Below are 12,374 nucleotides of genomic sequence, written 5' to 3'. Positions count from 1 at the left end.
CAGGTCGGCCACGTCGAGCAGCGCGTCGATGCGCGCGCGGCGCGGCAGCCACTGGGCCTGCGGCAGCTGTGGACGGGCCTCGTGCTCCAGGGCGCGGAGCAGGCTGGTGAGCTGTTCGGCTGGCTGGTGTTGCCAGTTGAGCTGGGCCAGGCCGTCGAGCAGGGCCTCCTGCTGGTCGTCGCGCAGGAAGCGGTCGGCCAGGTCCAGCTCCAGAGCATCCGCGGCGTTGATGGTGCTGGCGGTGAGACCGAGGAACAGGCCGAGTTTGCCCGGCAGGCGGGCGAGGAACCAGCTGCCGCCCACGTCCGGATACAGGCCGATATTGATCTCCGGCATGGCCAGGCGGCTGCTCGGCGTGACGATGCGGATGGCTGCGCCCTGCATCAGGCCCATGCCACCACCCAGCACATGGCCGTGGGCCCAGCAGATCAGCGGTTTCGGATAGGTGTGGATGCGGTGGTCGAGACGGTATTCGTCGGCGAAGAAACGCCGCGCCAGCGGCGGCACCTCGCCGGGATGTTCGCGGCATTGTTGGACCAGCTGCACCACGTCGCCACCGGCGCAGAAGGCCTTGGGGCCGTTGCCGCGCAGCAGCACGCAGGCGATGGCGGGGTTGTCCTGCCATTCGCGCAGCTTGGCATCCAGCGCCTCGATCATCGGCAGGGTCAGGGCGTTGAGGCTCTTCTCCGCGTCCAGGATGGCGATGCCGATGCGGTAGCCGTGGGGGGCGGGGCGTTCTTCGAAACTTACATTCATGGTCATATCCGGCGTCGGGTGGGTGCGCTTGCACCATCTACCGTGCGATGTGTTGGCGGATGTAAACGGCGACATCCACCCTACGGGCCTGTTTTTGTGGGAGCGGCTTTAGCCGCGATGGGGCCTCAATCGCGGCTAGAGCGGATTGCCGCCCAGCCGCTCCCACACGTACCGCACAGGTTTGCTTATTTGTTGCGCCACTGGGCGTCGCGTTTCTCCAGGAAAGCGTTGACGCCCTCGCGGGTGTCGTCGGCGTCGAACAGGTCGACGAAGCGCTCGCGCTCTTCGCTCAGCCAGCTGTTCGGGCCGCGCTCGCGGGCGCCCTGGATCAGCGGCTTGATGGTGCGTACCGCCACCGGGCTCTGCCGCGCCACCTTGGCCGCCAGCAGCAGGGCAGTGCCACGGGCTTCGCCGGTATCCACCACCTGCTCGACCAGGCCGATGCGCAGGGCGGTTTCTGCGTCGACGCGCTCGCCGCAGAGGATCATGCGCTTGGCCCAGCCTTCGCCGACCAGCCAGGGCAGATGTTGGGTGCCGCCGGCGCAGGGCAGCAGGCCGACGGTGGCTTCCGGCAGGGCCATCTGTGCCTGGCGCTCGGCGATGCGGATGTCGCAGGCCAGGGCGCACTCCAGGCCGCCGCCCATGGCGTAGCCATTGATCGCGGCGATGGACACGCCGCGGAAGTCGCGCAGGGTCTCGAAGGCCTCGCCGAAACGGCGGGCCATCTCACGTGCGCGGGCCTTGTCGCCGTCGGCGAACAGGTTGAGGTCGGCGCCGGCGCTGAAGAACTTGCTGCCCTGACCGGTCACCACCAGGGCGTAGATATCGTCATCGCGATTGAGGTGTTCGATGACCTGCTTGAGGCCGATCAGCGAGTCGCGATCCCAGGTGTTGGCCGGCGGGTGGTTGATGGTGATCAGCGCGGTATGGCCGTGCTTCTCCACGGTCAGCTTGTGGGTCAGGTCGAAGACCCCGGGTTTGTAGGCTTCGATGGCAGTGCTCATAACGCTCCTCGTAATAGAAACTCCCCTCTCATCTTGGAAGAGGGGCTGGGGCGGCCCGCGTAGGGTGAGGCTGTATCAGGCCACTCTGCGTTGCCTGCTTGGCCCTCACCCTAACCCTCTCCCGAGGGGAGAGGGGACTAAAAGCAAAACTACAGCAGGCGATCGAGCATGCCGCCCTGGTCCAGCAGGCGGCGGGCGATGATCACCCGCATGATCTCGTTGGTGCCTTCCAGAATCTGGTGCACGCGGCTGTCGCGCACCCAGCGCTCCAGCGGGTAGTCGTTGAGGTAACCATAGCCACCGTGCAGCTGCAGGGCCTCGTTGCACAGGGTGAAGCAGTGGTCGGTGGCGAAGCGCTTGGCCATGGCGCAGTACAGGCTGGCCTCGGCGTGGCCGTGGTCCAGCTTGTGGGCGGCCAGGCGCACCATCTGCCGGCTCGCCGTCAGATCGGTGAGCATATCGGCCAGCTTGAACTGCAGGGCCTGGAATTCGCCGATGGCCTTGCCGAACTGCTTGCGCTCCTCGACATAGCGCAGGCTCTGCTCCAGCGCCGCCTGCGCCGCGCCCAGCGAGCAGCTGGCGATATTGATGCGCCCGCCATCCAGGCCCTTCATGGCGTAGACGAAGCCCTGACCTTCCGGGCCGATGCGGTTGCCCGCCGGAATGCGCACGCCCTCGAAGGCGATGGTGCGGGTCGGCTGGGCGCGCCAACCCATTTTCAACTCGTTGCGCCCGTACTTCACACCCTCGGCGTCGCCCGGTACCAGGAAGCAGGACACGCCCTTGGCACCGTCTTCGCCGGTACGCGCCATGACGATCAATACATCAGTGCTGCCGGCGCCGGAGATGAAACATTTGCTGCCGTCGATGACGTAGTCGTCGCCATCGCGCCGGGCGCGGGTGCGCAGGTGCGCGGCGTCGGAGCCTGCGTCCGGCTCGGTGAGGCAGTAGGAGGCCAGCAGCTCGCCGCTGGTCAGGCGTGGCAGCCAGGCGTCCTTCAAGGACTGGTCGGCGAAGGAGGCGAGCATCCAACTGGCCATGTTGTGAATGGTGAGGAAGGCCGTGGTGGCCACGCAACCGGCCGAGAGCTGCTCGAAGATCAGTGAACTGGACAGGCGCGACAGCCCCAGGCCGCCGTCTTCTTCCTTGATGTACAGGGCCAGGTAGCCCTGCTCGGCGGCGCGCTTGATCACATCCACCGGGAAGTGGTGGTCGCGATCCCAGTCGGCCGCGTGCGGCGCCAGCTCGTGGGCGGCAAAGGCGCGGGCGCTGTCGACCAGCAGGCGTTGTTCTTCGTTCAGCTCAAAGTCCATGGTTCCTCACTGCAATGTGTTGGGCTGGTTGGCGGCGCTGCGCTCGACCTGCCATTCGGCGAGGCTCGGCGCGGCCTGGGCGCCACCCAGCTGGTGGACGATCTCGAAATAATCCTGGCGCAGGGCGTCTTTCATCACTTCGGCGCGCGGCTTGACCTTCACCGCGTAGACGCTCTGCACGTTCTGATGGTCGAAGGCGCGCCACTGCTGTTCGCCTTTGAGCAGGCGGTAGCTGTGGCCTTCGAGGGCCTTGATCAGCGCCTCGCTGTCGAGGCTCTTGGCGCGGCCGGCAGCGTCTGCCCATTGCTGGACGATGCTGTAGGCCGAGGCTGCCGAACTGGAGGGGTAGACCTCGTAGCGTTCGGTGAAGTTACGCACGAAGGCCTTGCCGGGCTCCGAGCCGACCAGCTCGGGCACGTGCCAGGTCCAGGGCTCGGTGCCAATCACCCCGGCCATCAGGCTTGGGCCGGCCTGCTCGACCATGGCCTGGGTCAGGTTGGGTGCGACGATCTGCATGCGCTGGGTCAGGCCCAGGTCCTCGGCCACGCGCATGGCGCGCACCAGGTCCTCGCCGAACAGCACCAGTACCAGCACCTCGGCCTTGCTCTGCGCCGCCTGGGTCAGGGCGTTCTGGTAGTCGGCCAGGCGCGCGCCGGGGAAGGGCACCTTGAGGCCGGGGTGGCGGGCGATATCGTCGGTGCCGGTGGTCTGGCGCAGCGAGCTTTCGCTGGTGGTGCCCCAGGTGTAGTCGGCAGTGACGTAGAAGTAGTTCTTGTTCGGCTGCGTCTTGTTCAGGTACTGGCCGAGCACCTTGGCGCTCATCCAGGCGCTGTTGCACTCGCGGAACAGGTAGCGCTGGCCGTCCTTGCCGGTGGTGTCGTTGGAGTAGGTGAGGGTGCCGAAGTACAGCAGGCCACGCTCGCGCGCACGTTTGCCGGCAGCGATGGCCACCGCGCTGGAGGCGCCGCCGAACAGCATCGCCGCGCCTTCGTCGGCCAGCTTGTCGACGTTCTTCACCGCCTTGGCCGGGCGCGAGGCGGTGTCCTGGCTGGACAGGCGCAGCGAGCGGCCGAGCACACCGCCTTTGGCGTTGATCTCGTCGATGGCCAGCAGGGCGCCGCGCATCTGTGCCAATCCCTCTTCCTTGTACGGGCCGGTGCGCGGGTAATTGAGACCGAGGGTGATCGGCTCGGCGGCCTGCGCACAGGCGGTGATCCCGGCCCAGAGGGCCAGGGTGGCAGTCAATCGGCGCATTGCAGTCTCCTTATTGTTGTTCTGCAGAAGACCCTTTTACGCCGCTCGTCCAGTTCTAGTGATCGTCTATTGGTCTAAGAAGTGACTACTCAGTTCTCATTTCAGTTGAATGGTCATGTTCGGTCCGCTGACCGGAGTGTCATCGAACCAGCGACTGGTGACCGTCTTGGTCTCGGTGTAGAAGCGCACCGCCTGCTTGCCGTAGGCGTGCAGGTCGCCATAGAAGGAGCCCTTCCAGCCGGTGAAGGAGAAGAACGGCAGCGGCACCGGGATCGGTACGTTGATGCCCACCTGGCCGACTTCCACCGCGTGCTGGTAGTGCCGTGCCGCGCCGCCGGAGCGGGTGAATATGCTGGTGCCGTTGCCGTAGGGGCTGGCGTTGACCAGCTCGATGGCCTGCTCCAGGGTGTCGACCTCCATGCACACCAGCACCGGGCCGAAGATCTCCTCGCGGTACAGGCTCATCTTGCTGGTCACGCCACGGAACAGGGTCGGGCCCAGCCAGTTGCCGTTGGGGTAGCCGGGCACTTCACAGTGTGAGCCATCGACCAGGCACTCGGCACCTTCGGCCTTGCCTTCGGCGATCAGGCGCTGCACGCGCTGTTTGGCCTGCTGGCTGATCAACGGGCCGTAGGCGGCGCTGGGGTCTTTCCAGTAACCGGGTTTCAGCTCGGCGATCTGCGCCGCCAGTTCGTCGATCCAGGCTTTCGATTCGCCGACGAACACCGCCACGCTGATCGCCATGCAACGCTGGCCGGCGGCGCCGCAGCTGGCGCCAAGCAGGTTGCTGATGACCTGGTCCTTGGGCGCGTCGGGCATGATCACCATATGGTTCTTGGCCCCGGCGAAGGCCTGTACGCGCTTCAGATGTTGCGTTCCCGTACGGTAGATGTGCTGGCCGACCGGCACCGAGCCGACGAAGGAAATGGCACGGATGTCTTCGTGCACCAACAGGGCATCGACCACTTCGCGGCCGCCGTGCAGCACCTGCAGCACGCCCTTGGGGGCTCCGGCCTCTAGGAACAGCTCGGCCAGGCGGTTGGGGGTCAGCGGGTCCTGCTCGGAAGGCTTGAGGATGAAGGTATTGCCGCAGGCGATGGCCAGCGGAAACATCCACAGCGGGATCATCGCCGGGAAGTTGAACGGGGTGATGCCGACGCACACGCCCAGCGGCTGGATATAGCTGGCGGTGTCGATCTCGCGGGCGACGTTCTCGACCGTTTCGCCCATCATCAGGCTGCAGATGTTGGCCGCATGCTCGGCCACCTCGATGCCGCGCCAGACATCGCCCTTGGCGTCGGCGAAGGTCTTACCGGTTTCCGCAGCGAGGATTTCGGCCAGCTCGTCGTGATGTTCCTTGAGCAGGTGCTGGTAGCGCAGCATCAGCCGTGCGCGCTCCGGTACCGGCACTTCGCGCCAGGCGAGGAAGGCCGCCTTGGCGCTGGCGATGGCCGCCTCGATTTCCTCATGGGTGGCCTTGGGCGCCAGGGCCAGGACTTCCTGGGTGGCCGGGTCGGTCACTTCGATCAGTTCGCGGGCCTGGCTGGCTTGCCACTCACCGTCGATCAGCTGCGGGATCACCTGGGGCATCGGGGGCCTCCTGTTGTTCTTGTGTGCCCCTGTTATAGCCGCAGAAAAGCATGCTGTGGATTGACGATCTTGTTCATTGGATGGACGATCTTGGCATTCGAACAAGAAAGAGGGCGCCATGAACGTCGCGGTGGAAACCTCCAACTGGCCGCTGCCGGCCAATGGCCTGCGCTTCGTCGTACCGCCGCGCCTGCGCCGGGTTCTGGCGCGTCATCCCTTGTCCGCAGGCTGCTATCCACTGGCCCTGGGCTTCTATCCCGAGGCTGTCGGGCACCGCATGCAACGCCCCGCGCCGGACGATCACCTGCTGATCTATTGTCGCGCCGGGCGTGGCTGGTTGGAGACGGTGGATGGACGATTCGATGTGGGCGGTGGCGATCTGTTGCTATTGCCCAAGGGCTACGTGCACAGCTACGGCGCCGATGCCGCCAGACCCTGGACCCTGTACTGGGTGCATTTCGACGGCAGCCTCGGCGAGGACTTTGTCAGCCTGCTGGGCAAGCCCGGCGTACGCCGCATCGGCGTGCAACCACGCCTGCTGGCCGACTTCGAGGCGCTGCTCGGCCTGCACCGCCAGGGCCTCAATGCCGCGCACTTCATCCATGCTGCCCACCAGTTGCAGGCGCTGCTCAGCTCCCTCGCCGTGCTGCCGGTGCGCGCCACGCTGAAATCCGGTCGCGTGCTGGACGTGGACGCCGTGCAGGCGGTGATGCGCAGCCACCTGCACGGTAGCCTCAACCTCGACGAGTTGGCCGCACAGTTCAAACTGTCGCGCTTCCACTTCGCCAAGACCTACCGCGCCTTGACCGGCCACGCGCCGATCCAGGACTTCATCCAGCTGAAGATGGCCCAGGCCTGCCGCCTGCTCGACGAAGGCGCGCTGGAAGTGCGGCAGATCGCCGAGCAACTGGGCTATGAGGACCCGTACTACTTTTCGCGGCTGTTCAGGAAGGTGGTGGGTATGGCGCCCAGTCATTACCGGGCGTTGCATCGGGGCTGAGAGAAAGGGCGATTTCGACGGAAAGCAGATGTATCACGCTGGCAGCTATCGGCCAAAAGCAGTCATCAGTCCGCCTACTAATAAATTTGTCCCTTTTCCTACGCAGTGATCTTCGACTGAAGATGTGCTTTGTAATGATGGCTTCCTAATCTCACTGCTCAGACCTAGGATGAAGCCTTGATAGCCGTTTCTCGATAGGGACTGTCAGTGATAAAGCAAATCATTCTGCGAGGCGTGACCAGCTATTCCCCGGTTGCGAGTTTGACGATCGAGCCGCTGACCAAGGTCAACATGTTCTACGGCCACAATGGCACGGGTAAGACCACTATCGGCAATTACCTCCAGGATCCCGGCGATCTGATTTATTCCGACTGCGACGTTCAGCCTTCAAATCCTGACCGTGAACTGGTGGTCTACAACCACAATTTCATGGAAAACCATTTTCAGGAGAGCTCGCAGCCCGGTGTCTTCACCCTCAACGAAGGGAACATTGATGCAGAAAATGCATTACTAGCTGCGGAAGCGGAGCTAAAGAAGCTGGCCGAACAGCGGCAAGCTGAACTGGACGCTGGTAAGGCCTTAGCTGCGACCCTGAAAGCGAATAGAGAAACGTTGCTAGATGATCTTTGGGCCTTGAGAAAGCAGCACGACAGCTCAGATTTGAAGTTCTGTTTCACAGCCTTAAACACTAAGGAGCGCTTAGCGGAAAAGGTCGAAAGCCTGAATCTGGAGCCTGTGTCAGACACATTCGAGACGTTAGCTCTGGAGGCGAGTGAACTACTGTCTGCAAGTGATCAAGAGCGCCCAGTGCTTCCCTCATTCAGTTTTCCGGAGCGGGATGTTGAGTTCAGCACCTTGCTAGAGGAAGCGATAACTGGTTCTGATAGTTCTTACCTTAGCGAGATAATTAACGACCTTGGTAATTCCGACTGGATAAAACAGGCCTTTAAGTTCGCTGATAAAAATAACGATACATGTCCTTTTTGCCAGCAGAAGCTCCAGGCTGATTTCTACAAAGAGCTCGGAAAAGTTTTCGATCAGACCTACCAGAGAAGAATGGAGGGTTTGATTGCGTTGAAAGACAGGTATGAAGCAGGTGCAGCCCGGCTGAAGGCACAGTACCTACGACCTGATTATCAAATGCCGGAGTTCGCGATAGGCATCGCTGCACTTGAGGTTCTTCTGCAGAAAAATTGCCGTTTGCTTGCCGAAAAGCTTGCTAACCCCTCACTCCCAGTCGTCTTAGAATCGTCGACCGAAATAGTGGATAACCTGAACTCTTTAGTGAAGGTTGAGCAGGATAAGACCACCGCCTTCAATCTCAAGGTAAAGGACAAAAAGGCTCACTTGGAGAAGATTAAGTCCCGATTCTGGAAGTGTTTCAGATCTGCCAGCGACCCCATGCTTTCTAGTGCCAAAGCAGTGCGGGGCGACCTGGATACACAGATTTCAGCGAAGCGTCAGGCCATTGAATTGATCAAAAGCCAGGCTCAAGAACAAAAGCAAATCATCACTGAGAACAGGGCAAAAATAACCAATATTGACCAGTCGATAGACAGTATCAACGCGTCGCTCAGTACGCTGGGTCTCAAAGGTTTCTTAGTGGTGCGGGAAGAGGACGACTTGCCCCGTTATCGCCTGGAAAGGCCGGTTCAGCAGCAGGGGGTCTTCAAAACCCTGAGTGAGGGCGAGAAGACGCTGATTTCATTCCTGTACTTTCTAGAGGTTTGCAATGGAGACCTCGATAGCAAGAGCGGTAAGCTCAAGACGAATCGCGTCATTGTTATCGATGATCCAATCTCCAGCCTGTCACACAACTATGTTTACGATATCGCATCGTTGATCTACCGAAGGGTGCTAAGCCCAAAAGATCGGTTCAAGCAGGTTTTCATCCTGACCCACAACCTGTTCTTTTTTCATGAGATGCTCAAGCATCTGAAGAAGGCTGATGACTTTTCGTTATTCAGAATCACCAAGGCGCAATACACCAGCGTCATCCCAATGAAGGCATCAGATGTACAGAACGATTACCAATCGTTCTGGCAGGCGATAAAAGACGCCCAGTCAGGTCGAACCTCAGTATCTGTTATCCCCAACATGATGCGAAACATTCTTGAGCACTATTTCAACTTTGTGCACAGGCAGGATGAGCTCGCAAAGGCATTGCAGGAGCTGGCTGAGGAAGACAATGAGTTCAAGGCTCTGTACCGCTATGTCAATCGCGAATCTCACTCAGATGCCGTGAATCTTACGGACTTTGGTGAGATTGAGCCTGGTCACTATATCGAGCGATTCAGACAGGTGTTCGTGCGTACTGGTTTTGAGCAGCACTACGAGAAAATGATGGCCTAAGCGAAAAGGTTCAGATTTATTTCCCTGCCCTGAACGTCAGCTTTTGGCCGATAGCGACCAACTGAATCGTCACGGCGCTTCTGACCAAGACGGAATACAATCTGTGCCCTATTTCCTGGCCATGAACTTGGCTGTCTGAACAAGGACCTCGTCCATGGCGTCCCCTGATAAACAGCAAAAACGCGCCCAGCGGGCCAAAGCCAAGGCCAAGCAGAATCGCGTGGGTAAGTCCAAGGCAAACGTCGTGCATCCGTTGCTGGCCAATCCGCTGGTCAACGAGCCGTTCGATGATGTGGCAATCGACCTGAGCGCCTTCGACTTCAAGGACATCGAGGAGAACGGCTTCGATCCGGCCGACTTCGACGATCTGTTTCAGGCGATGAAGCTGGGGGAAGACATCAGCCTGCTGGCGATGTGTCTGATCTTCCTGCAATACCCGGTGCTGGAGCTGGTGGTGGCCGAGGAATCGCAGGAGTCGGCGATCGACTTCATGATGGGGCTGTTGATCGTCTATCGCGGGCTCTTCCACGATGAAGACGAAGACGCGGCAGTGAACTGGGTCGGCGGCGAGGCTTTCCAGAAAGCCTACAACGAGGCTTCGCTGATCCTGGAGAAGAAGAACGCTCGCGGCGCCGCAGGCGCCCGTTCCTGAGGTAAAGCGCCGGCTTTGAGCAAATGCCGGCGCTGTCGCGGCGCCTAGCCCTTGAAGCCCTTGAAGCCCTTGCTGACCAGGTGCACCTTGCGGGAGCGTGGGCGGGAGGCTTCAGGTTTGCGGATCATCACTTTCTCGAACGAGCTGCGCACGTCCTTGAGGAAGGTCTCCGCCACGCCGCTGATGTTGGGCGCGATGTCGGAGATGGTCAGGTCGGGCTGACGGCTGTTGAACTTGGCCAGGATCTTCGGAGCACGCTGTCTTCGGTGAAGTCACCCTGGATGAAGTCGACGTTATCCCGTGGGTTCATCACCAGGATGCCGAGGCGGAGTTGCCTCATAGTAAGCATGTGTTAAAGGCGGCCACGCCGGCGGCTCCTTTACTTTTCGCCCGTGACCGCTCGAAAGCTATGGTCGGGTTTAGCCAATCCAGACGGCCAGAGCTGGCCATGTGGAGCATCTTCCAGACCCGCCCTGGCTGACACGTTCGATCACCTCTTTGGCGTCCTTGGGCAAGCCTCGGTTGCGGGTCATGGGCATACTCGGAACGACGGATTACCACCTAAGCTCATCCGTTCCGCGACCCATCCGAATGTGCAGGAGAGCAAGATGTCACGAGGCGCCTCGATTCCCCGTAACCCCGCCAACGATTACACCCAGGAGCAGGCCACTACGCGCCGCGACTTCATCAAGGAGCAGACCGGCGCAGCGCTGGATGTGGTCGGCCAGTACGTCATCGACCCGGCTGTGACCCAGGGCAATATCGAGAACTTCATCGGCGTGGTGCAGATGCCGCTGGGTGTGGCGGGGCCGCTGCGTATCGAGGGCGAGCATGCGCGGGGCGATTTCTACATTCCCATGGCCACCACCGAAGGCACGCTGCTGGCCAGCTACAGCCGGGGCATGCGCGCCATCAGCGCGTCCGGTGGGGTGAAGACCACTGTGGTCAAGCATTCCATGCAGCGTGCGCCGGTATTCATGTTCGAGGATGCCCTGCAGGCGCGCGAATTCGGCGCCTGGCTGGTCAGCGAGTTCGAGACGATCAAGGCGATCACCGAGACCACCACGCGCAGCGGCAAGCTGTTCGAGATCGAGCAGTACCCTGTGGCCAACATGCTCTACACCCGCTTCTGCTACACCACCGGCGATGCCGCAGGGCAGAACATGACCAGCAAGGCCACCTTCGCCGCCTGCGAGTGGATCAAGGCCAACCATCCGCTACAGCCGCGCTACATCCTCTCCGGCGCCATCGACACGGACAAGAAACACTCGGCGATGAACATGATCCAGACGCGCGGCAAGCGGGTGATCGCCGAGTTCACCCTCAAGCGTGAGGTGGCCCACGAGCTGCTGCGGGTCGACCCCGCCAACCTCTACCGCTATCGACAGATTGCCGCCGTGGGCGCCTTTCAGGCCGGCTCGGCCTACAGCGGTGCGCATGCGGCCAACGGTCTGGCGGCGATGTTCATCGCCACCGGGCAGGATGCGGCCAACGTCGCCGAATCACATGGCGGCATCACCTATGGCCAGTTGCTGGACAACGGCGACTACTACTGGTCAGTGACCCTGCCGGCGGTGATCTGCGCCACCCACGGCGGCGGCACCGGTCTGCCGACCCAGCGCGAATGCCTGGACATGCTCGGCTGCGTGGGTGCCGGCAAGGCCGACAAGCTGGCGGAGATCATCGCGGCGGTGGTGCTGGCCGGCGACGTGTCGCTGACCTCGGCAATATTGGCCGGCGACTGGGTCAGCAGCCATGATGCGTTGGGGCGCAACCGCTGATGCAGGGTATTGCGCGGGTTTAGACCCGCGCGATGGTCGCCAGGCCGGTGGCGACCAGTTTTTCCGCGCCATCCTTCACGGCAAACACATCGGCCCGGCACACGGCCTGGCGCTGGCCAGCCTTGAGCACTTCGCTGCGGCAGATCAGGCGCTCGCCCAGTGCCGGGGCGAGCAGGTTGAGTTTGTATTCGCTGGTGACCACGTCGCCTACCAGCGAGGCGGCGGCCCAGGCGCAGCCGCTGTCGACCATGAAGCCGACCACCGCGCCGTGCATGTAGCCGTGGTGCTGGCATAGGTCCGGGCGGTTGGCGACTTGCAGGCTGACCTTGCCCGGCTCGAAGTCGAGCAGTTCGGCGCCCAGCAACTGGGCGAAGGTGGAGTGTTCCAGCGCCTGTTCCAGGCGTGCGCGACTGATTCCGCTGGTGCTGTCCATGGTGGTGCTCCGTGGGTTGGAGTCTGCAGTCTTGGTCGCGCTCCTGGCCCCGGCAAGGCGCATCCAGCGGCGTGATGGCGGCGCATGTGGCTTATGGGAGCCCATACATAGAGTGCGATGTAACGGCGGGTTAGTGTCGAGGTTCGGCTCATTCCTTTCAGGGCTAAGCAGCGTTGCCTTGACTTGCCCCGGTGCCTTGCCTAGCGTGCCGCTTTCGTTTTCGCCGCAGGAACCCGCGC

General features: G+C 61.9%; 11 protein-coding genes. 4 read left to right on the top strand and 7 right to left on the bottom strand.

Features of this window, described 5'->3' with window-relative positions; translation table 11 throughout:
* The 5 genes from AYB31_RS03435 to AYB31_RS03415 form a co-directional block, all read right to left on the bottom strand.
* A partial coding sequence (locus AYB31_RS03435; RefSeq protein WP_068825796.1) for an enoyl-CoA hydratase/isomerase family protein occupies positions 1 to 756 on the bottom strand: 756 nt, incomplete at its 3' end.
* A gap of 185 nt (positions 757 to 941) precedes the next feature.
* Positions 942 to 1,760, bottom strand: coding sequence for an enoyl-CoA hydratase (locus tag AYB31_RS03430; RefSeq protein WP_068825794.1), 819 nt, complete (start codon positions 1,758 to 1,760; stop codon positions 942 to 944).
* Between the two features lie 149 nt (positions 1,761 to 1,909).
* Positions 1,910 to 3,073 carry an acyl-CoA dehydrogenase family protein gene (locus AYB31_RS03425; protein ID WP_068825791.1) on the bottom strand — a complete coding sequence of 388 codons (1,164 nt, stop codon included), beginning with the start codon at positions 3,071 to 3,073 and terminating at the stop codon, positions 1,910 to 1,912.
* Between the two features lie 6 nt (positions 3,074 to 3,079).
* Positions 3,080 to 4,327: an ABC transporter substrate-binding protein gene (locus AYB31_RS03420; protein WP_068825789.1), complete on the bottom strand. Its 1,248-nt coding sequence runs from the start codon at positions 4,325 to 4,327 to the stop codon at positions 3,080 to 3,082.
* Between the two features lie 96 nt (positions 4,328 to 4,423).
* Positions 4,424 to 5,917: a CoA-acylating methylmalonate-semialdehyde dehydrogenase gene (locus tag AYB31_RS03415; protein WP_068825787.1), complete on the bottom strand. Its 1,494-nt coding sequence runs from the start codon at positions 5,915 to 5,917 to the stop codon at positions 4,424 to 4,426.
* Between the two features lie 118 nt (positions 5,918 to 6,035).
* On the opposite strand from AYB31_RS03415, the gene AYB31_RS03410 reads away from it, so the two are divergent.
* The 3 genes from AYB31_RS03410 (at position 6,036) to AYB31_RS03400 (ending at position 9,921) form a co-directional block, all read left to right on the top strand.
* On the top strand, positions 6,036 to 6,917 hold the full coding sequence (locus AYB31_RS03410) for an AraC family transcriptional regulator (RefSeq protein WP_068825785.1): 882 nt from the start codon (positions 6,036 to 6,038) through the stop codon (positions 6,915 to 6,917).
* A 207-nt stretch (positions 6,918 to 7,124) separates the two neighbouring features.
* Positions 7,125 to 9,269 carry an AAA family ATPase gene (locus tag AYB31_RS03405; RefSeq protein ID WP_068825783.1) on the top strand — a complete coding sequence of 715 codons (2,145 nt, stop codon included), beginning with the start codon at positions 7,125 to 7,127 and terminating at the stop codon, positions 9,267 to 9,269.
* Positions 9,270 to 9,423: 154 nt separating this feature from the next.
* The gene (locus tag AYB31_RS03400) at positions 9,424 to 9,921 is read left to right on the top strand and encodes a hypothetical protein (RefSeq protein WP_068825782.1); all 498 of its coding nucleotides are present in this window, start codon (positions 9,424 to 9,426) and stop codon (positions 9,919 to 9,921) included.
* Between the two features lie 44 nt (positions 9,922 to 9,965).
* Here AYB31_RS03400 and AYB31_RS22220 read toward each other — a convergent pair whose 3' ends face one another.
* Complete coding sequence (locus AYB31_RS22220; protein WP_236715494.1) at positions 9,966 to 10,097, bottom strand: SAM-dependent methyltransferase; 132 nt, start codon at positions 10,095 to 10,097, stop codon at positions 9,966 to 9,968.
* Positions 10,098 to 10,529: 432 nt separating this feature from the next.
* Between AYB31_RS22220 and AYB31_RS03395 the strand changes: the two genes are divergently transcribed.
* On the top strand, positions 10,530 to 11,702 hold the full coding sequence (locus AYB31_RS03395) for a hydroxymethylglutaryl-CoA reductase (RefSeq protein ID WP_068825780.1): 1,173 nt from the start codon (positions 10,530 to 10,532) through the stop codon (positions 11,700 to 11,702).
* Positions 11,703 to 11,721: 19 nt separating this feature from the next.
* On the opposite strand, the gene AYB31_RS03390 is transcribed toward AYB31_RS03395, so the two are convergent.
* Positions 11,722 to 12,135 (bottom strand): PaaI family thioesterase, encoded by a 414-nt coding sequence (locus tag AYB31_RS03390; RefSeq protein WP_068825778.1) that lies wholly within the window; start codon positions 12,133 to 12,135, stop codon positions 11,722 to 11,724.
* Positions 12,136 to 12,374 lie beyond the last annotated feature (239 nt).

This window comes from Pseudomonas sp. BMS12 (assembly GCF_001592875.1).
Taxonomy (GTDB): Bacteria; Pseudomonadota; Gammaproteobacteria; order Pseudomonadales; family Pseudomonadaceae; genus Aquipseudomonas.
Note: the sequence above shows the minus strand (reverse complement) of the source record. Positions and strands in the feature narration are given on the sequence as shown.

Bases quoted from the DNA above. Each gene is read 5' to 3' on its own strand.
- AYB31_RS03415 (WP_068825787.1), bottom strand. From the start codon at position 5,917: ATGCCCCAGGTGATCCCGCAGCTGATCGACGGTGAGTGGCAAGCCAGC.
- AYB31_RS03430 (WP_068825794.1), bottom strand. From the start codon at position 1,760: ATGAGCACTGCCATCGAAGCCTACAAACCCGGGGTCTTCGACCTGACC.
- AYB31_RS03400 (WP_068825782.1), top strand. From the start codon at position 9,424: ATGGCGTCCCCTGATAAACAGCAAAAACGCGCCCAGCGGGCCAAAGCC.
- AYB31_RS03395 (WP_068825780.1), top strand. From the start codon at position 10,530: ATGTCACGAGGCGCCTCGATTCCCCGTAACCCCGCCAACGATTACACC.
- AYB31_RS03420 (WP_068825789.1), bottom strand. From the start codon at position 4,327: ATGCGCCGATTGACTGCCACCCTGGCCCTCTGGGCCGGGATCACCGCC.
- AYB31_RS03410 (WP_068825785.1), top strand. From the start codon at position 6,036: ATGAACGTCGCGGTGGAAACCTCCAACTGGCCGCTGCCGGCCAATGGC.
- AYB31_RS03425 (WP_068825791.1), bottom strand. From the start codon at position 3,073: ATGGACTTTGAGCTGAACGAAGAACAACGCCTGCTGGTCGACAGCGCC.
- AYB31_RS03390 (WP_068825778.1), bottom strand. From the start codon at position 12,135: ATGGACAGCACCAGCGGAATCAGTCGCGCACGCCTGGAACAGGCGCTG.